Source organism: Campylobacter concisus (genome assembly GCF_003048905.1).
GTDB classification, from domain to species: Bacteria; Campylobacterota; Campylobacteria; order Campylobacterales; family Campylobacteraceae; genus Campylobacter_A; species Campylobacter_A concisus_V.
Genome location: NZ_PIRO01000001.1, coordinates 253196 through 270657, shown reverse-complemented (window position 1 = coordinate 270657; position 17462 = coordinate 253196). Strand labels below are relative to the sequence as shown.

Genomic DNA, 17462 nt, shown 5'->3' with positions numbered 1-17462 from the left:
AACAACTCTTTATAAATTTGCCAAAGATTGGGGCTTTTTATAATCTATTTTAAAATTCTGTGCTAAATTTACACAAAATTTATCTTATTTAATTTAGGAGGAGTGATGATTTACGATAATATCGTTAAAACGATCGGTAATACACCTATCGTAAAGATAAAAACAGGTGCTGATGAAGCCGAAATTTACGTAAAATTAGAGTTTTTTAACCCAGGTGGCTCTGTAAAAGATAGGATCGCATTTAATATGATAACCAAAATGCTAGCTGACGGTACGCTAAAACATGGCGATACGATCGTTGAGCCAACGAGCGGAAATACTGGCATTGGTGTAGCGATGTGCGGTGCTGCACTTGGTTTTAAAGTGATACTTTGCATGCCAGAGAGCATGAGTATCGAAAGACGCAAAATAGTAGCTGCTTATGGCGCACAACTTGAGCTTACTCCAGCGTCTGGTGGCATGAAAGCAGCGATCGCAAGAGCTACAGAGCTAGCAGCACAGCCAAATCACGTAATGCTAAGCCAGTTTGAAAACAAGTATAACCCACAAGCTCACGAACTAACAACAGCAGCTGAAATTGTGGCTGATTTTAGTAAGCTTGATGCATTTGTAGCTGGCGTTGGCACAGGTGGTACAATAAGTGGCGTAGCAAAAATTTTAAAAGAAAAAGGCTATGATACTAAGATCATTGCAGTAGAGCCTGAAGCATCGCCAGTTTTAAGTGGTGGCAACCCAGGACCGCATAAAATTCAAGGCATTGGAGCCGGATTTTTACCAAATACTATGAATATGAACTTAGTTAGCGAGGTAGAAAAAGTAAGCAACGATGACGCACTAAACGCAGCTAGAGCAATTGCAAAAAGTGATGGACTCATGATAGGCATAAGTGGTGGTGCTGCTTACGTGGCTGCAAAAAGAGTAGCTAAAAGACTTGGCGCTGGCAAAAAAGTACTTTTCATAGCTCCAGATAATGGCGAAAGATACTTAAGCACAGAGCTTTACGGAGCATAAAAATATGCGGGAGAGTCTAAAGGAGCTAGTTCAAACTGTTCGTGAAAAAGACCCATCGGTACATAAGTGTTGCTTTTTGGCAATACTTATAAACACTCCTGGTATTCATGCGGTTTTGTTTCATAAAATTTCTCATTTTTTATATAAAAAAGAACGTTTTTTTCTAGCTAGACTCATCTCACAAATTGCAAGATTTTTAACAGGCATTGAGATCCACCCTGGCGCAAAGATCGGTAGGAGATTTTTCATAGATCATGGCATGGGTGTGGTTATCGGTGAGACAGCTGAGATAGGCGATGATGTAATGATGTATCATCAAGTAACACTTGGAGGCACTGGAAAAGAGTGTGGCAAAAGACACCCAACTGTAAAAAATGGTGTGACTATCGCAGCTGGCTCAAAGATACTAGGTGCCATAACGATTGGTGAAAATGCTAAGATCGGCGCAAACTCAGTCGTGTTAAAAAATGTCCCAGCAAACGCGACAGTCGTTGGTATACCAGCGAGAATAGTTCGAGTAAATGGGACAAAATTTGAACCAGAGTTTATTATCTAATCTTAAAGATTAGATAAATTTATTCTTACTTTTTATACTTTAAAATTTGGGCATAAATTTCGTCTTTTAGTTTTAACTTCTCTTTCTTTAAATTATCAATTTCAGATGGTTTTGCTAGGTTGTCGTCTATTTTTTTATTTAGCTCATCATGTTTTTTGCAAAGAGTAGCAAAACTAGCATCGGTTTTCTTTAGCTCATTTATAAGGTCTGTATATTCATGTAACATATCGGCTCCTATAAAATTTTGAGAAATTTTATCAAGACTTTGTAAATGATTGGATATAAAAAAGGTGCCAAGCCATTGCTTAAATTTTTAAAAAGAGCAAGTAGAAAAATTTATTTTATACGTATTTAAATTCTTCAGGTTTGTGTTTGCTTTTTACAACACGCTTGGTTAGACGTATTCCATCAACGGTACCGATGACTAGAAGCTTTGATCCTGTTCCTACTAATGTGTCACCATTTGGCATTGGTACAAAATTATTATTTATATCTCTAATGCCCACTATATCTGCATTTGTTATGTTTCGTAGATGAGTCTCTTTTAATCTTTTGAATCTTATCCAAGAGTAATCAGGCACAAGAATTTCTTCTATATCGATAGGTGAATTTTTTGTATACAAAAACTGCTCTAATAAATTTTCCATATCCGGCCTTACGCTCATGGCACTTAACCGCTGCGCGACTAAGCGAGATGGGCTTACCACATTGTCAGCGCCTAATTTTTTTAATCTTTGCGTATCGTCTTCTGTCTCTGCATTTGTAATGATATGATAAGGCTTTCTGCGGCCTATCTCTTTTTCATAAAGTCTTACAGATGCTATAAGGGCGATGTTATCAGCAATATTTGAGCTAAGAGTTATAAGTCCTTTTGCACTTGATAGATGTGTTTTTAAAAAGGCAATTTGCGTGTGTGGCTGAGCTTTTATGAAATATGGATATTTATAAATTTGAGCTAGCTCTGCAATATCTTCTCTATCATCGACCACTACAAAAGGTATATGATTTTCGCGAAATTGAGCACTAAGTTCGATTGTGTATAGATTGTGATAACAAATAACGAAGTGATTTTTTAGTCTTGCGATCCTATAAAGCATGCGTCGTTCCTTTAAAATGCTAATTAATGTGCCTCTTTTTAAAACCTCAACCACAATACCAATCGATAGTGTAAATATAATAAAACCAATAAGTATAAACGTGATAGTAAAAATTCTGCCCTTTGGAGTTATTGGAGCAACTTCGGTAAAACCAACTGTTGTAAAAGTCATGCCAGCTTGGTAAAAGGCATCTATTAGCGAGAAATTATCTATTAAGACATAACCTAATGTTCCAAAAAGTAACAGTAATACGACTGAGATTAGTGGAAATCTAAAAGGTTTTAATTGTTCGTAAAGCTCAGTATCTAGGCTTATTTCTGGTTTTGTAGAGTTTGACCAGTTGAGGAATTTTAAAAGTCTTGAGAGAAAAGACATAAATTCCTCTTCATTTTATATTCTTAGTTTGATTGTTTTTTCATCGTTCTTAGAGTAGAAGCAGCAACTTTTATCTTTCTTGTAGTACCATCTTCTAGTGTAACGCGAATCGTTCTAAGATTTGGTAAGAATCTTCTTTTAGTTTTATTGTTAGCGTGGCTCACATTGTTGCCTATCATCGGTCCTTTGCCTGTTATCGCACATCTTTTTGACATTTTTTTTCCTTATAAACAAAAATTTCTGCTGATTTTATCTAAAACAAACAAAAGTAATGCTTAAATAGATTCTTTTTTAAAAGAATTGATTTTTATTAATAATCTAGATAAAATAACACCTTTGCCTATAATTATAAATAGCAAAAATATTTAGAAATCTTGAGTGATACAAAATGCTTAGTAAAGAGTTGATCGAAAAAAATGTTGATTTTGTTTTACAGATGCCAACTCTTTTTGAAAAGGTCGAGCACTTTTTGTTAGCTGGTAATGTAACTGAGGCAGTTGCTACTTTACAAAATATAGTATCTTTTAAAACTTATTTTAACTCCATTTTTAAACGTGCAAAATTTGATATTCCTTATGATGGCGACGATTTGGTAGTAATAGCAAATATGCTTGGCATTGATACTTTTAGAGCGATAGTGCTTTCTTATTTTATATTTTTAAAATCCCCAAAAATTTATAAGGTATTTAATTTTAAAATCGTCGATTTGATCGAGCTTAATGCCAAAATTTTATCAGATTGGCTAAAGGTATTAAATTCTTTTAAAGAAAAACGATACAGTTATTTATCACTTGCTCCGTATTCTATTGCCTGTATTATAGTGTGTGAGAATTTATTTTCAAAATATCCATCTTGTATGTCAGACGTTATTTCGTATTCTGACATAAGCTATAATAAAATTTTGCAAAAAAAATATGGCTTTAGTCTTTGGGATATTTTTTTAAAAGCGATGAATATGAACAAACAATCATTAAGCAAGATTGATAAAGAGATGCTTTGTTTTTTTGAGATTTTGCTCTCTTATGAGTCCAGTAGGCCTGAATTTTATGATTTTGGAGTTGATAAAATTTTAGATATCAATGTTTATCCAGAGATGCAAACCATTATATTTATTAAAAAAGCTCTACAAAAATGAAATTAACTTTTAATGGCTCAATGGCAATTATAAGGCCTTTTGGTTTTTTGGAAGCAGAGAATGTTCCGTTAAAATTAAGTGAAAAATATATAAACCAAATTTCATCGCGCGACATCAGCGCTATACTGCTCTCACTAAAAAATGTTACATTTTTTAGCCCCGTTTGGCTTGGTAGAATAATTGAAAATTTAAGCGAAGAAGCACAAAAGCTTGGCGTAGTATTTGCGATTTGCGATTACAATGAAATTTTTTATGAATTGATGATGAAAACAGTTAAGAATATTTTAAATATCTCGATGTTTGAAAGTGAAAATATCGCAAGCTTGTTTTTAAATAAATTTCTAAACAACGCAAATGACAAAGTTTTCATTTATAACTCAACTGAGCAGTATAAGCACTATTTGGCTAATTATCTCAAAAATCGCTCATTTGATGTGGTTGAGGCTAGAGATGCGACCGAGTTTAATAAAAAAAAGAATTTATATAGTTATGCAGTATCACAGCTAAATCATGTGAGATTAAAGCAAAATCAGATAGATACTTTTATAAAAGATGGTGTCGTTGTTTATGCCATAAAAAGTTTTATGGATTCAGATTTTATTGAAGATTTTGATATGTCAGCTCATGACATTATGCTAAAAATCGGATATAAATTTTTTATTTTATGGGTAAATATTTCTGGTGCTTTAAATATAAGAGGCGCAAAATTTCTAATCAAACTTGCTAGCATTAGTAAAAGATCAGGTGCATTTATTTCGCTTTGTGGCATAAACGAATCAAATTTATCTATTGAATTAGTAACGTATCTTAAAGATGCAAATATATTTATCTATAAAAATTTAAATGACTTTTACAAAGATGACACTATTTTTTATCTTAAAAAAAGAGACTTTGATGCAGAGCCAGTAGATATCAACAAGAGCGTTGCTCAAATTTCATCTTATGTGACGCAAATTGCGAGCAAAATTATCTCACAGTTAGCAGAAGAAGAAATTTTGTGTGTTGATACCAAAGTTAGTGCGCTTGACATAGAGGATGAGTGCGATTACTTGCGTATTTGTGTTCAGTATTATGGTGATATTTATGCAAGAGTGCTATTTGGTGTAAAAAAAGATAAGTTAGATAAAATTTGCTCTATTTTTATGCCTGAAGGCAATGATTCAAATGATTATTTAAGTGGATATTCTCAAATTTTTAGTATCATTACAGATAAATTTTTGACTCATCTTTGGCAAAAAGGCATAAAAGTAAAAGTTAGCTTGCCTAAAATTTTATCTGATGATGTTTTTTTTGATCACAATAGTGTAGGCATCATGAATAGACTAGATGTAAAAGATGACGAAATAGGCTTTGTATTTGTAACCAAGTAAGGAGAAGAAATGTACGTTGCACCTAGTATTTTATCGGCTGATTTTGGAAATTTGGCAGCTGAGATAAGAGCCATTTGTGAGGCTGGGTGCGATCTGGTGCATGTTGATGTTATGGATGGGCATTTTGTGCCAAATTTAACCATCGGACCAGTTGTGGTAAAAGCCGTTGCAAAAGCAGCCACGAAGCCACTTGATATACATTTAATGGTTGAGAATAACTCATTTTTTGCCGACCTTTTCTTGCCGCTAAAGCCAAAATTTCTAACCTTTCACATTGAAGAAGAGAAGCATCCATTAAGGCTCATCGATCACATTAGAAAAAATGGCGTAAGTCCTGGCATCGTGCTAAATCCGCATACGCCAGTTAGTGCGATCGAGCATATTATTGATGAAGTCGATATGGTGCTTTTGATGAGCGTAAATCCTGGCTTTGGCGGTCAGAAATTTATGCCAGTCGTGCTTGAAAAAACAAGGGCGCTACGAGAGCTAATAGAACGAAAAAACGCTAAGTGTCTCATCGAAGTAGATGGCGGCGTAAACGGACTAAATGCACCTGATCTTGAGGAGGCTGGAGCTGATATTTTGGTGGCTGGCAACTACATCTTCTCATCAAATTCCTACGAACAAGCCATTCGCGCCATAAAGCTTGAGTTTTGAAACCAAAAAAACAGCGTTTAGAAAATAGCATAGAAATTTTAGCTAGGCAAAATTTAGGCTATCATGAGTTTATTTTAAGATTTAGTGATATTGAAGAAATTTCATCACTCATTGACGTGCGCGATCTTGATATGTGGCGAACTCTTGGGCTTGACATCACTAGAAATGAAGAGAATGAGATCGAGCTTGGCACGAGATTTAGAGATATTAGCGAGCAGGAATTTTGTGTGGTTGATATCGAAACGACTGGTGGTACGACGAGCGGACAGATCATTGAAATCGGTGCAATAAAAATGAAAAATGGCGTTGAGATAGGGCGTTTTGAAAGCTTTATAGCAGCCCCTGAAGTACCTGAAAATATCACCGAGCTAACCGGCATAAAGGCGAGCGATCTAGTTGGTGCGCCAAATTTACTAAATGTGCTTGAGCGATTTAAAATTTTTCTTGGAACTAGCGTTTTTATCGCTCATAACGTAAATTTTGACTACGGATTTATCTCTCATAGCCTAAATGAGATCGGCCTTGGCGTGTTGCTAAACAGAAAGCTCTGCACCATCGATCTTAGCCGCCGCACTATTGCTTCGCAAAAATACGGACTTGGCTCGCTAAAAGAGCTTCTTGGCATAAACAATACCCACCACAGGGCCCTAAATGACGCAATAGCAGCTGCTGAAATTTTTAAAGTTTGCCTCACACGTCTACCTTTTAGTATTCAAACGACAGAGGATCTCATAAGCTTTAGCAAAACAGCTCCAAGTGTGAAGCTAAAACCTGAACCAGTTTTGTGTGCGAATTAGCGATAAAAAATTATCCACAATCTCAAATTTAATCATTAATTTCTATGCGATCTTTGTTTTTAAAGGATTGTGGGCAGTTTGCTAAATTTTACAAAAAAGGAGGCAAATGAGCCAGAAAAATTTAGTTTCAAATTTTATCTCAGCCGACGATGAGATGCTCGCTTTTTTGTCAAATTTTAGCAATAAGTGGTGCGTGAGTAATGATGGAACGGAGTTTATAGAACAAAATTTGACCTTTATCGGCTCAAAGCCAGTTTTACAAAATTTAAAAGGTTACAAAACGGCTGAATATAAAAATTTTGCTGACATTAAAAATTTTCTCAGCTCAAATCCAAGCATCAAAAGTAAAATTTTAAGTGGCGAGATAAGCTACATCGGCGACAACTTAACAAATATAGAGATTAAATTTGCGCCTGAGTATTTTTATGATTTTTTAAAATTTATAGTTGAAAATATCCCAGAACATCACTATTTTTGTGGTCCCAAGGAGGGCTGGATATTGTTTATTGCGATGGAGGGATATGTGGAATTTGGCGTTTTGCACTAATAAATTTATTTTTAAGCAGTTGTCTAAATTTATCCAGAAAAGGCAAAACGTAAAAAAATTATTCGTAAAAATTCTTAAAATTAACAAAAAAAACTGAGCTTGCATCCTAACACCGCTTGTTGCTAGCGAAATTTAATCAATTTTTTTATATAATCCCTATTTTTCACAAAGGCAAAAAGATGGATAGAAAATCTTGGAGTTCAAGGCTCACATACATTTTAGCTGTTGCAGGGGCTACGGTCGGCTTTGGTGCGACGTGGCGTTTTCCGTATTTGGTCGGGCAAAACGGCGGCGGCGCCTATGTACTCGTGTTTTGTATCGCGATGATCGTGATCGGTATACCGATGATTTTGGCTGAAAATGCGATCGGCAGACGCCTAAAATGCAACGCTGTGGATGCTTTTGGTGGATCGATAAATGGCAAAAAGATCAGCAAAAAGTGGCAGATCGTTGGCTGGATGGGGCTTGTTGGTGCATTTGGTATTATGGCTTACTATATGGTTATTGGCGGCTGGGTGCTAAACTATATCGCCCAAATTTCATTTGGTTTGCTTGATCTCTCACATGTGGTTAGTTTTGAGGAGACAAGTGCGTTTTATGAGCAAAATATCGTAAGCAATCCACTTTCTATCAGCTTTGCGACACTTGTTTTTGTGCTAGTTAATTACGCTATTTTGGTGCAAGGTGCGGTCGGCGGTATCGAGCGATCAGCGAAATTTTTAATGCCGCTACTTTTTATTTTAATGCTTATTATGATCGCTAAAAATATCACTCTTGATGGTGCAATAGAAGGTGTGAAATTTTACTTGACACCTAACTTTTCAAAGATAAACTTAAAGCTTTTCGTTGATGTTTTGGGGCAGGTATTTTTTGCGCTCTCGCTTGGATTTGGTGTGATGATCACTCTTTCTAGCTTTGTGAAAAAGGATGAGGGTTTGGTTAAAATTTCTATCATTACAGGCATTTTAAATACGGTAATCGCTGTGCTTGCAGGCTTTATGATTTTCCCTTCTCTCTTTAGCTACGGCGTATCGCCAGATAGTGGCCCAAGTTTGGTATTTAAATCACTACCAATTGTTTTTTCTCACATGCCATTTGGTGGTTTTTTCGCGGTTGCGTTTTTTACACTATTAATGATCGCTGCACTTACAACATCGCTACCAATATATGAAGTAATAATCACAACACTTCAAGAAAAATTTAAGATAAAACGCAAAAAAGCAATATTTTTAGTCCTTGGCGGTATATTTGTTTTAGGAAATTTACCTTCACTGATGGCCACAAATATACTAAGCCATGTAAGCATTTTTGGTAAGAATATTTTTGATGCATATGATGCAATAAGCGCAACAATATTTTTTGTATTTACATCATTTGGTTGTGCAATATTCGTAGGCTGGGTGCTAAAAGATGATGCAAAAAAAGAAATTTTGCAAGGTAGTGAAAAACATGCAAAACTAATAAATATCTGGTTTTGGTATATCAAATTCGTCGTACCGTTTATTATTTTGGTGCTTTTTATCAGCTCGTTTTACGATAATTTTTTAAAATAGGGCGTAAAAATATGTTTTATTTTTTACTCGGTATTTACTTTTTTTACGTTACCGCAAAGGCGTGGCTGGCGATTTTGCAGATAAGCTTTATCCGCGCAGAGGCTAAAAAGCCGGCCGTCGTTTTGTCTCAGAGCGAGTACGAAACCGCCGCCGCCGCAGCGATAAGCAATCAAAAATTCGAGCTAATTAGCCTTCTCTATCACGCCGCGATATTTATGATGTGGGCGTGCTGGGGGCTTGGCGCGATATCGGGGCATGCCTATAAAACGGGAGATATAGGCGACAACGTCTTTATGGTTATGGTATTTTTGCTCGTTTCGTCGCTGCTAGAACTGCCGCTAAATATCTACGAAACCTTCGTCAAAGACAAAAAGCTCGGCTTTTCAAACGTAACGCCTAAAATTTTTGCGCTTGATCTGCTTAAAACGCTCGCGCTAACGCTGGTTTTCGGCACGCTGTTTGTGTGGCTGGTATTGCTTTGCATTAGATTTTTGGGCGATTTTTGGTGGTTTTGGGCGTTTTTGCTAAGCTTCGCGGTCGCGCTTGTTATAAATCTCATCTACCCGACGCTCATCGCGCCTATCTTTAACAAGATGCAGCCGCTAGAAGATGGCGAGCTAAAAAGCCGTATAGAAGGGCTTTTGGCGCAGTGCGGGTTTAAAAGTAGCGGCGTTTTTACGATAGACGCCAGCAAGCGCGACAACCGCCTAAACGCCTATTTCGGCGGCCTTGGCGCGGCTAAACGCGTGGTGCTTTTCGATACGCTCGTTAAAAAATTAAGTTTAGAGGAGATAATCGCCGTTTTGGGGCACGAGCTGGGGCATTTTAAGCACAAAGATATCCTAAAAATGATCGCTCTAAGCGCGGTTATGCTTTTTGCGATGCTTTTGATATTCGGCAACATCCCAGACGCGGCGTATCAAGCGCTTGGGCTTCATAGCGGAGGCGGCGGAACGATCGTGTTTTTGCTACTTTTTTCGCCGATTTTCGGATTTTTATTTTCGCCGGTTAGCTCGTATTTTAGCCGCGCGAATGAATTCGGCGCCGATAAATTCGCAGGCGAGGTCTCAAACAAAGCCGATATGATAAGCGCGCTAAAAAAGTTAGGCAGCGAAAACAAGGCCTTCCCGAAGGCTCATCCGCTCTACGCGTTCGTCTATCATTCGCACCCAAGCCTTTTTGAGCGTATAAACGAGCTAGAAAATGAAAATTGAAGAAGCTCTTAAAGAGGCTAGTTTAAGGCTAAGCTCACTTTGTCAAAATCCAAGCAGAGTTGCTAAAATTTTGCTTATGAACTATCTTGATGTAAGCATTGAATGGATATTTTTAAATCAAAAAAATGAATTTGATGAGAGCGGCTATTTTGCTCTAGTTAAAAGGTATGAAAACTACGAGCCTCTTGAATATATAACTGGTAAAGCTAGCTTTTATGGGCTTGATTTTTACGTGGAAAGCGGAGTGCTTATCCCAAGACCTGAAACAGAAATTTTAGTGGATAAAGTAATAGAAATTTCACGCGAATATAATGAACCAAAGATCGCAGAAATAGGCACAGGAAGCGGCATTATTAGTATCATGCTAGCTCTAAAAACAAAGGCAAATATCGTAGCGACAGACATCAACGAAAAAGCTTTGATGCTTGCTAAAAAAAATGCAGATAAATTTGATGTAGGTGGGAGGATCAAATTTTTAAACTGCTCTTATGTGGATGAAATTTTAGAAGATATTGATATTTTGGTTTCAAATCCGCCATATATTGCAAGAAGCTATAAACTCAGTAAATTTGTACTAAACGAGCCAGAAAGTGCACTCTTTGGAGGCGAAGTAGGAGATGAAATCTTAAAAGACATTATTCTCATAGCCAAAGATCGTAATATCAAAAACGTTGCTTGTGAGATGGGGTACGACCAAAAAGCAAGTATGCAAAAATTCTTAGAGGCCAATGGTTTTGAGTATAGTTTTTACAAAGATTTAGCTGGCTTTGATAGAGGCTTTTGTGCGAAGTTAAAAATATAAAGGAGAGAGTTTGAGAGGAGTTTATTTTTTGCTTTTGGCAGTACTTATAGGAGCTGAGTTAACGCTTGGTATTTTAGTGGCGCCAGTCATATTTTTCCCGCAAAGCATCATAGGAGATGGCGTACTTACGCATTTTATGAGTGGCCAAATGATGACAAAGATATTTTTGAAATTTAATTATATTTTGCTTTTTATAAGCATAGTTGTAATGATTAGCGAGCTATTTGATCTTAGAAAAAAGCTTATTTTTTCACTAAAATTTAGCATGCTAATGCTTGCTTTTTTAAATTTGGCTTTAGCTTTGAGCTTTGTATTTTTCTTTACGCCTTTTATAGTTTATGCTCAAAATTTGGGGATCGATGCGACACAGACGGCTGAATTTGCCAAAATGCATAGTGCAAGCGAATATGTGATGAAAATCATGCTTGTTTTACAAATCATTTTATTTTTTGTGAAATTTAAGATTATCCAAAATGAACGCAAAGCCTGATATTCAAGTTTTAACAAATTTTCTAGCTGAATACACGAGTGCGATGGTGAGTGCTGGCACCTACACCGCACGTGTAGAAAAGTGTGTAGACCGCATAGCTAAACACTACGGCTACGATATTAGCGTGACGATTTTCGTGAAGTATTTTACCATTAGCGTCATGGACTCGGCCGATAACTCCCTGCGCCGAACTTACGTAAAAAAGATCCCGCTGGGCCAGGTGAGCTTTAACCGTATTTCTGAGCTTTCGTCGCTTAGCTGGCGGATTTTGGATGAAAATTTGAGCTTAGACGAGGCCAAAGAGCAGTTTGAGGGCGTCATGCGCATTGGTGCGCATAAATTTATAAGCTCGCTTATTTTAATAAGCCTTGCAAATGCGGCGTTTTGCAAGCTTTTTGGCGGCGATATGGGCTCGGTAGCTTGCGTGTTTTTTGCGACTCTGGTCGGCTATAGCCTTAGATTTGCGCTTGCTAAAATGGGCGTAAATTTAAAAATCCAGTACGTTTTGGTCTCGTTTGTGGTCTCGTTTATCACCTATCTTGGCGTATTTTACGGCTTTACGCACACTAGCGACGTGGCGATCGGCTCGTCGATACTCTTTTTGATGCCGGGCGTTTTTCTCATAAACTCGGTCTTTGATATCCTAAACGACAACACGCTTGTGGGTATCAGCAGAGCCGTGAGCACGGGCATCTTGATACTTTGCATCGCGGTAGGCGTCTATATCACGCTCTCGCTTAGCAACGCGGAGATTTTACATGTTTGAGCTTTTGACTGCGACTCTCATAGACGGCGCTTTTGCCGCGGTGGCGGGGCTTGGCTTTGCCTACGCTAGCTCGCCGCCTAAAAGGACTCTCGCATTTTGCGCGCTACTTGCGGCATTTGCGCACGCTAGCCGCTTTTGGATCATGCAGATGGGATTTTTTAACATCAGCGTCGCTACGCTTATCGTATCTTTTTTAAGTGGAATTTTAGGTATGCTCTTTGCTAAACGGCTCAAAGTGCCGGCCGAGATCATCGCATTTCCAGCGCTTTTGCCTATGGTGCCCGGAGTTTACGCGTACAAGGGCATTTTGGCGCTGTTTTCGTTTCTAAACGAGCCCGATATCGCTAAGAAAAACGAATATCTAATCATATTTTTCGATAACGCGATCACGACCACGACGGTCTCGCTAGCTCTAGGCGTCGGGGTTTCGGTGGTGCTGATTTTGTTTTACGATCAGTCGCTGATGATTACTCGCGGCGCTAAGTGCGATTTGGCGACGGGAAAGATGCACAAGGGATAAATTCATTTTTTAAAAGACAAATTTGTTCGTTGCTTTTTGGGACTTCCTATTATTTTGACTTAAAATTTATAAATTTTCTAATGTAATAGCTTTTATAAAAAAACTAAATGTGTGCTAATAATTGTATTAATTATGAGAATTTGTTTAAAGTTAAACGATGCAGGTTTTTTAAAGAAATCAAATAAATTTGAAGCCATTAACATATAGTATAGAGGCAATAAATAGGTAAATAAATCTTTATTAAAACATAAAAAAATAAATTAAAGAATAAGGTGTTATGATTGTTGCACAAATTAGCACAAGGGTTATAGTATGACAAAAGGCCAAATGCGTGGATATCTATATGAAATTTTTATTTCATATTGGTTACAACAAAATGGATTTGCAAAATGCGGAAAAGGTTGTCCTGGTATTTTGAATGGTAATATAGTATCTGAAGATGGGGAAATAGAAGGCAGAGGAACTAATCATCAAATTGATTTTGTGGGAATTTACTCCAGAAATATACCCTTTGTTTTTCCGATAAGGCTACTAGCGGAGTGTAAATTCTGGGATAAAAAAGTAGATAAATCTTTTATTAGGGAATATATAGGAGTATATAAAGATATATCTGAAAACTACATATCTTCTCAAAAAGACAATAAGTATAGATTTTTGGATGTCCCTGTAATATTCTCTGCAAGCGACTTTGACAAAGAGGCTGTTAATTTAGCTTGGGCACAATGTATAAATATAGTATCTCACTCCAGGCTACCTATCTTAAATAATATGTTGCAAACAATAAACAATATAGTTGATGCCGTAGTAACAGACCAGGGCGCTTACGATTTTAATAGGATAAAAACATGTATTCAAGGGTGCTTAAAACAACATAAATCATGTATTGATGAGTATAATAAATTATTTAAAGATTGTTTTTATCATAATAGTGTCCTAGAAATCCCAAAAATAAATACTTTTTTATTTGCCACGAATAATGAAGGAGCCTTGATAAATCTTATAAGTAAAGACAAATTTCCTGATGAGCTTTTTTTTGAAACAAACGTAGCAGATTGTAGAATATATTTTGACAACGATAGTTTTGATGGCAATAATGAAAGAGTATTTTATATTGTATTAAATAGTGACAATATGAAAAGAAAATTTTATTTTCAGGCAAATGAAACTTTGATGAGCAAAATTTTTCCAAGGCTATCTTTAGAGATTAGAAGGTATGAAAAAATGAAATTTATCTCAAAGCTATCAATTGTTAAAAAAATAAAAAAGCTTACAAGAATAATTGAGCTTAAAGTAAATTTTGAATCCGGAGATTAAATGTAATGAAAATACGAATCTACTACGAAGATACCGATGCTGGTGGCATAGTCTATCATACAAACTACATAAAATTTTGCGAGCGAGCTAGAAGTGAAGCATTTTTTCAGGCTGGGCTAAATTTTACAAAAGAGAGTGGATACTTTGTAGTGTCGTCGCTGGAGGCTAAATTTATAGCTTCTGCTGTGCTTGGCGATGAAGCATTTGTTAGAACCAAAATTTTAGAGCTTAAAAAAGCTAGCCTTGTTTTGGAACAAGAAATTTATAAATTTGATGACAAAAATGCCGAAAAGCTACTTTTTAGAGCGACGATTACGTTAGCCTTTATGAAAGAAGAGAAGCTTGCTAAGATAAATGACGAGATAAAGAAATTTTTGGAGAATTCTAAATTTTAGATCGTGGCTAAGTTTAGAAATTTAACTTTAGCCACTTTGTGCTTTTACATTGAGCTATTTTGATCGAGCAAATTTTCTTGATTTGCTTCGTCAAAGTGGTCGCCTTTTGCGTTGTAAATTTTAACTCCATATAAAACTTGAGAGTTTTCAACTCCTTCGGTAAAAATTCTATCAGCACTTTTATCTATAAAATTTGTATATATATACTCGGCACCAAAAGCACTTGAATAGCCGATTTGCGAATATCTAAAATCTACATCAAAAAGATCACCAAGCCCCAAAAATAAGTCGTTAATAGGACTTAGTGAGTTCGCGATGAAAAGATTTTGTCTATCTCTTTGCGCGATGGCATTAAAGATGTTTGGTAAAAAATTTATCTGTGTGCTTAAAAGTGCGTATGACTTTATCTCAAAGCCTCTCATCTGCGTTGCTACAAGAGAAGCTTTGACGATTGGGATGTTTAAAAATATACTTGCATTATCAAATTTGGATTTTTTACTTAAAGTATCATTTAAATTTATATCTTTGCCTACGATAGAGGTTTCATGATAATCGCTACTTTGCATGCGGACATATTCATTTAGCTTTTGCCCTAATGAACTACCATCATCAAATGCAATTATTTTTTCGTTCGAGTAAGCTAGCAAAGCTGAAATTTGGTCTTTATAATCAATGCCACCAAAGATCAAATTTGGTTTTGGATTTATGATAAAAGAGCTATGAACGCTTGGAATGTAGATAAGCTCATTTGATAGGACTAGCGAATTTATAATGTTTGCACCATTTGATGTAAGGGCTGCGATAAAATAATTAAAACCTTGGGCTCTAGCCGTTTGCATAGCATTTGTAAGACTTTGTGGGCTTTCATCGTTGCTATTTATAAATTTGATCTCGATATCCGCGTCTTGCTTTAAGACATAGCTTAAGACTGCATTTGATACAACATTTGCATAAGATTTTATAATCTTTTGTGGGATGATTACAGCGATTTTGCCGTTTTTATTAACTTTTAAAATAGCTTCACCACCAAGAGAGATATAAAACTCTAAAAGAGCGTTATCATCTATTTTTGCTGGCTCAAATCTCGCCATAAAACTAGCCAGTAAATCAGTCTTGATAAGCTCATTTAAGCAGGCATTATCACAAAATTCTGGTTCTAAATTTATATAAGTAATCTTTGCTGGAGGTATGCTTGATAGACTTTGGTTTTTTGTAATATTACTCTCAAAATTTATCTCATCTTGCGATGCAAAAATAGTCGAAAAAATGGCTAAAAAAAGTAAAATTTTTCTCATATCACTCCTTTGATCTTTCTTAAATCATCTATAAAAATATTTTCAAAACTAGGATTTTTGCTGATCCACTCTGGCGAAAACGTTGGTAAAATAAGGCTATTTTCATTTTTTAAAATACTACCTCTTATGCTTGCAAATCCGCCTTTTAGCAATAAATTTGGATATAAATGCATAAAAGCTTTTTCCCCTAAAGTCACGATTATCTTTGGTTTTATCAGCCTAATCTCTTCAAACAAATAAGGACGACAAAGTTCAATAGAACGGCTTAAAATCGGACTTTTATCATCATTTTGTGAAATTTCACACCGAAGTAGAGAACTTATATAAATTTCTTTTATATCTAAATTTAAACTATTTTTTATAGCATTTTCTAAAAATTTTTTACTGTTATTTTCATAAGAATCATTTTTTTTAGAAAATAATATAAACATGATTTTGCTATTTTCATTGCCGATGCCGGCTGTTACGCCTTTTGAGCTGTTTCGCAAAGAACAAAGAGAACATTTTTTTACTTCGCGGTTTAGCTCATCAATATTGTTGTAATCATGATAATTGCTTAGACTAAGAAAATTTTTATCAATAAACTTATAGCCAATTAGTTTTAAGAAAAATAATTTTTTTAAAAGCCTATTGTCTTTATTAAAATTCATTTTTGGATTATAACTTGATTTGCTTAAAGTTTGAGTTATGGCTTTTTAAGCTAAGTTATTCAAAGGAATTTAAGTATTGCTTTGATAAAATCCCACTTTTTACATTAACTTTAAGGATAGAAATGAAAAGGACTTATCAACCTCATAAAACCCCTAAAAAACGCACTCACGGCTTTCGCTTAAGAATGAAAACTAAAAATGGCCGAAAGGTAATAAACGCTAGACGTGCCAAAGGTAGAAAAAGATTGGCTGCTTAGCTGGTTTTGAGTCGTTAAGCGGCTCAAAAGAATTCTCTCAAGTTTATAAAGAGGCTAGCAAGTGGCATTGTGATGCTTGCATTGTTTTTTATAAACCAACAAATGAAAAAAAAATAGCAGTAGTTGCTAGTAAAAAAGTAGGAAAAGCGGTAGTTAGAAATAGAGCTAAAAGACTTTTGAGAGCCGCTTTTTTTAACATTTCTAGTGAATTAAAAGATGGCACATATATTATGATCGCAAAAAATGGAATTACAGAAATTTCATTTGAAAAAATTTGTAAAAATTTAAGTTGGTCTACAAAAAAAATGGGATGTTTAAAATGAAAAAAATTGCGATTAAAGCTATCGCTTTTTATCAAAAATATATTTCCATACTTCTACCAAAAAGCTGTCGCTATTATCCGACTTGTTCACAATACGCGATTTGGGAATTTCAAACAAATAGTTTTTTTTCTGCTTTTTTTGCAACCTTCATGCGAATTTTAAGATGCAATCAACTTTTCAAAGGCGGTATCAACTACCCAATCATCTACAAAAAATTTAACTTATGTTTTATATCTCAAAAAAGTGACACTAGAAATATAAATTTTTGGTTTGTCCCTTGTCAGAATAGTAAATTTTATGTCGTAAAAGTATTAGATAAATTAAAGGAAAAAAATTAA

At 35.6% G+C, this 17462-nt stretch carries 23 protein-coding genes; 18 read left to right on the top strand and 5 right to left on the bottom strand.

The features are described 5' to 3' along the window. Positions 1-105: 105 nt before the first annotated feature. Together cysK and epsC are read left to right on the top strand one after the other, a co-directional pair. Positions 106-1011: a cysteine synthase A gene (gene cysK / locus CVS95_RS01355; RefSeq protein WP_103589464.1), complete on the top strand. Its 906-nt coding sequence runs from the start codon at positions 106-108 to the stop codon at positions 1009-1011. A 4-nt stretch (positions 1012-1015) separates the two neighbouring features. Then, the gene (epsC, locus tag CVS95_RS01350; RefSeq protein ID WP_103589463.1) at positions 1016-1567 is read left to right on the top strand and encodes a serine O-acetyltransferase EpsC; all 552 of its coding nucleotides are present in this window, start codon (positions 1016-1018) and stop codon (positions 1565-1567) included. Positions 1568-1592: 25 nt separating this feature from the next. On the opposite strand, the gene CVS95_RS01345 is transcribed toward epsC, so the two are convergent. The 3 genes from CVS95_RS01345 to rpmB form a co-directional block, all read right to left on the bottom strand. After that, complete coding sequence (locus CVS95_RS01345) at positions 1593-1793, bottom strand: YdcH family protein (RefSeq protein WP_107695311.1); 201 nt, start codon at positions 1791-1793, stop codon at positions 1593-1595. Between the two features lie 115 nt (positions 1794-1908). Beyond that, positions 1909-3039, bottom strand: coding sequence for a potassium channel family protein (locus CVS95_RS01340; RefSeq protein ID WP_021090478.1), 1131 nt, complete (start codon positions 3037-3039; stop codon positions 1909-1911). A 23-nt stretch (positions 3040-3062) separates the two neighbouring features. Continuing rightward, on the bottom strand, positions 3063-3254 hold the full coding sequence (rpmB, locus tag CVS95_RS01335; protein ID WP_021090707.1) for a 50S ribosomal protein L28: 192 nt from the start codon (positions 3252-3254) through the stop codon (positions 3063-3065). Between the two features lie 173 nt (positions 3255-3427). Between rpmB and CVS95_RS01330 the strand changes: the two genes are divergently transcribed. From CVS95_RS01330 to CVS95_RS01270, 13 genes are all read left to right on the top strand, one after another. Continuing rightward, positions 3428-4174 (top strand): hypothetical protein, encoded by a 747-nt coding sequence (locus tag CVS95_RS01330; protein ID WP_107695310.1) that lies wholly within the window; start codon positions 3428-3430, stop codon positions 4172-4174. Next, entirely contained in the window at positions 4171-5544 is a 1374-nt protein-coding gene (locus CVS95_RS01325) for an anti-sigma factor antagonist (RefSeq protein WP_107695309.1), read from the top strand. Before CVS95_RS01330 ends, CVS95_RS01325 begins: the two co-directional genes overlap by 4 nt. A gap of 9 nt (positions 5545-5553) precedes the next feature. After that, on the top strand, positions 5554-6201 hold the full coding sequence (gene rpe / locus CVS95_RS01320) for a ribulose-phosphate 3-epimerase (RefSeq protein WP_107695308.1): 648 nt from the start codon (positions 5554-5556) through the stop codon (positions 6199-6201). Beyond that, on the top strand, positions 6198-6998 hold the full coding sequence (locus CVS95_RS01315; protein WP_107695307.1) for a 3'-5' exonuclease: 801 nt from the start codon (positions 6198-6200) through the stop codon (positions 6996-6998). Before rpe ends, CVS95_RS01315 begins: the two co-directional genes overlap by 4 nt. Positions 6999-7104: 106 nt before the next feature. After that, on the top strand, positions 7105-7545 hold the full coding sequence (locus tag CVS95_RS01310; RefSeq protein ID WP_107695306.1) for a hypothetical protein: 441 nt from the start codon (positions 7105-7107) through the stop codon (positions 7543-7545). 179 nt (positions 7546-7724) lie between these two features. Next, the gene (locus tag CVS95_RS01305; RefSeq protein ID WP_103582628.1) at positions 7725-9098 is read left to right on the top strand and encodes a sodium-dependent transporter; all 1374 of its coding nucleotides are present in this window, start codon (positions 7725-7727) and stop codon (positions 9096-9098) included. A gap of 11 nt (positions 9099-9109) precedes the next feature. Next, a complete protein-coding gene (locus CVS95_RS01300; protein ID WP_107695305.1) occupies positions 9110-10312 on the top strand; it encodes a M48 family metallopeptidase in 1203 nt (400 codons plus the stop codon). After that, positions 10302-11114 (top strand): peptide chain release factor N(5)-glutamine methyltransferase, encoded by an 813-nt coding sequence (gene prmC, locus CVS95_RS01295; protein WP_107695304.1) that lies wholly within the window; start codon positions 10302-10304, stop codon positions 11112-11114. The genes CVS95_RS01300 and prmC overlap by 11 nt, the downstream gene beginning before the upstream one ends. 10 nt (positions 11115-11124) lie before the next feature. Next, positions 11125-11604, top strand: coding sequence for a DUF4149 domain-containing protein (locus CVS95_RS01290; RefSeq protein WP_107695303.1), 480 nt, complete (start codon positions 11125-11127; stop codon positions 11602-11604). Then, positions 11588-12370, top strand: coding sequence for a threonine/serine ThrE exporter family protein (locus CVS95_RS01285; protein WP_107695302.1), 783 nt, complete (start codon positions 11588-11590; stop codon positions 12368-12370). The genes CVS95_RS01290 and CVS95_RS01285 overlap by 17 nt, the downstream gene beginning before the upstream one ends. Continuing rightward, a complete protein-coding gene (locus tag CVS95_RS01280) occupies positions 12363-12890 on the top strand; it encodes a threonine/serine exporter family protein (protein WP_107695301.1) in 528 nt (175 codons plus the stop codon). Before CVS95_RS01285 ends, CVS95_RS01280 begins: the two co-directional genes overlap by 8 nt. A 312-nt stretch (positions 12891-13202) precedes the next feature. After that, complete coding sequence (locus tag CVS95_RS01275) at positions 13203-14204, top strand: hypothetical protein (protein ID WP_107695300.1); 1002 nt, start codon at positions 13203-13205, stop codon at positions 14202-14204. 5 nt (positions 14205-14209) lie between these two features. Then, entirely contained in the window at positions 14210-14599 is a 390-nt protein-coding gene (locus CVS95_RS01270) for a YbgC/FadM family acyl-CoA thioesterase (RefSeq protein WP_107695299.1), read from the top strand. Between the two features lie 44 nt (positions 14600-14643). Here CVS95_RS01270 and CVS95_RS01265 read toward each other — a convergent pair whose 3' ends face one another. Continuing rightward, positions 14644-15894, bottom strand: a complete 1251-nt coding sequence (locus CVS95_RS01265; RefSeq protein WP_107695298.1) for a hypothetical protein — start codon at positions 15892-15894, stop codon at positions 14644-14646. After that, entirely contained in the window at positions 15891-16544 is a 654-nt protein-coding gene (locus tag CVS95_RS01260) for a uracil-DNA glycosylase family protein (protein WP_087579924.1), read from the bottom strand. Before CVS95_RS01260 ends, CVS95_RS01265 begins: the two co-directional genes overlap by 4 nt. 122 nt (positions 16545-16666) lie before the next feature. Between CVS95_RS01260 and rpmH the strand changes: the two genes are divergently transcribed. From rpmH to yidD, 3 genes are read left to right on the top strand one after another with little or no spacing between them, the layout of a single operon-like run. Further along, positions 16667-16801: a 50S ribosomal protein L34 gene (gene rpmH, locus CVS95_RS01255; RefSeq protein ID WP_002940373.1), complete on the top strand. Its 135-nt coding sequence runs from the start codon at positions 16667-16669 to the stop codon at positions 16799-16801. Further along, positions 16789-17124 carry a ribonuclease P protein component gene (gene rnpA, locus CVS95_RS01250; protein ID WP_072594909.1) on the top strand — a complete coding sequence of 112 codons (336 nt, stop codon included), beginning with the start codon at positions 16789-16791 and terminating at the stop codon, positions 17122-17124. Before rpmH ends, rnpA begins: the two co-directional genes overlap by 13 nt. Continuing rightward, positions 17121-17462, top strand: a complete 342-nt coding sequence (gene yidD / locus CVS95_RS01245; RefSeq protein ID WP_107695297.1) for a membrane protein insertion efficiency factor YidD — start codon at positions 17121-17123, stop codon at positions 17460-17462. Before rnpA ends, yidD begins: the two co-directional genes overlap by 4 nt.

Bases quoted from the DNA above. Each gene is read 5' to 3' on its own strand.
- cysK (WP_103589464.1), top strand. From the start codon at position 106: ATGATTTACGATAATATCGTTAAAACGATCGGTAATACACCTATCGTA.
- epsC (WP_103589463.1), top strand. From the start codon at position 1,016: ATGCGGGAGAGTCTAAAGGAGCTAGTTCAAACTGTTCGTGAAAAAGAC.
- CVS95_RS01345 (WP_107695311.1), bottom strand. From the start codon at position 1,793: ATGTTACATGAATATACAGACCTTATAAATGAGCTAAAGAAAACCGAT.
- CVS95_RS01340 (WP_021090478.1), bottom strand. From the start codon at position 3,039: ATGTCTTTTCTCTCAAGACTTTTAAAATTCCTCAACTGGTCAAACTCT.
- rpmB (WP_021090707.1), bottom strand. From the start codon at position 3,254: ATGTCAAAAAGATGTGCGATAACAGGCAAAGGACCGATGATAGGCAAC.
- CVS95_RS01330 (WP_107695310.1), top strand. From the start codon at position 3,428: ATGCTTAGTAAAGAGTTGATCGAAAAAAATGTTGATTTTGTTTTACAG.
- CVS95_RS01325 (WP_107695309.1), top strand. From the start codon at position 4,171: ATGAAATTAACTTTTAATGGCTCAATGGCAATTATAAGGCCTTTTGGT.
- rpe (WP_107695308.1), top strand. From the start codon at position 5,554: ATGTACGTTGCACCTAGTATTTTATCGGCTGATTTTGGAAATTTGGCA.
- CVS95_RS01310 (WP_107695306.1), top strand. From the start codon at position 7,105: ATGAGCCAGAAAAATTTAGTTTCAAATTTTATCTCAGCCGACGATGAG.
- CVS95_RS01305 (WP_103582628.1), top strand. From the start codon at position 7,725: ATGGATAGAAAATCTTGGAGTTCAAGGCTCACATACATTTTAGCTGTT.
- CVS95_RS01300 (WP_107695305.1), top strand. From the start codon at position 9,110: ATGTTTTATTTTTTACTCGGTATTTACTTTTTTTACGTTACCGCAAAG.
- prmC (WP_107695304.1), top strand. From the start codon at position 10,302: ATGAAAATTGAAGAAGCTCTTAAAGAGGCTAGTTTAAGGCTAAGCTCA.
- CVS95_RS01285 (WP_107695302.1), top strand. From the start codon at position 11,588: ATGAACGCAAAGCCTGATATTCAAGTTTTAACAAATTTTCTAGCTGAA.
- CVS95_RS01280 (WP_107695301.1), top strand. From the start codon at position 12,363: ATGTTTGAGCTTTTGACTGCGACTCTCATAGACGGCGCTTTTGCCGCG.
- CVS95_RS01275 (WP_107695300.1), top strand. From the start codon at position 13,203: ATGACAAAAGGCCAAATGCGTGGATATCTATATGAAATTTTTATTTCA.
- CVS95_RS01270 (WP_107695299.1), top strand. From the start codon at position 14,210: ATGAAAATACGAATCTACTACGAAGATACCGATGCTGGTGGCATAGTC.
- CVS95_RS01265 (WP_107695298.1), bottom strand. From the start codon at position 15,894: ATGAGAAAAATTTTACTTTTTTTAGCCATTTTTTCGACTATTTTTGCA.
- CVS95_RS01260 (WP_087579924.1), bottom strand. From the start codon at position 16,544: ATGAATTTTAATAAAGACAATAGGCTTTTAAAAAAATTATTTTTCTTA.
- rpmH (WP_002940373.1), top strand. From the start codon at position 16,667: ATGAAAAGGACTTATCAACCTCATAAAACCCCTAAAAAACGCACTCAC.
- yidD (WP_107695297.1), top strand. From the start codon at position 17,121: ATGAAAAAAATTGCGATTAAAGCTATCGCTTTTTATCAAAAATATATT.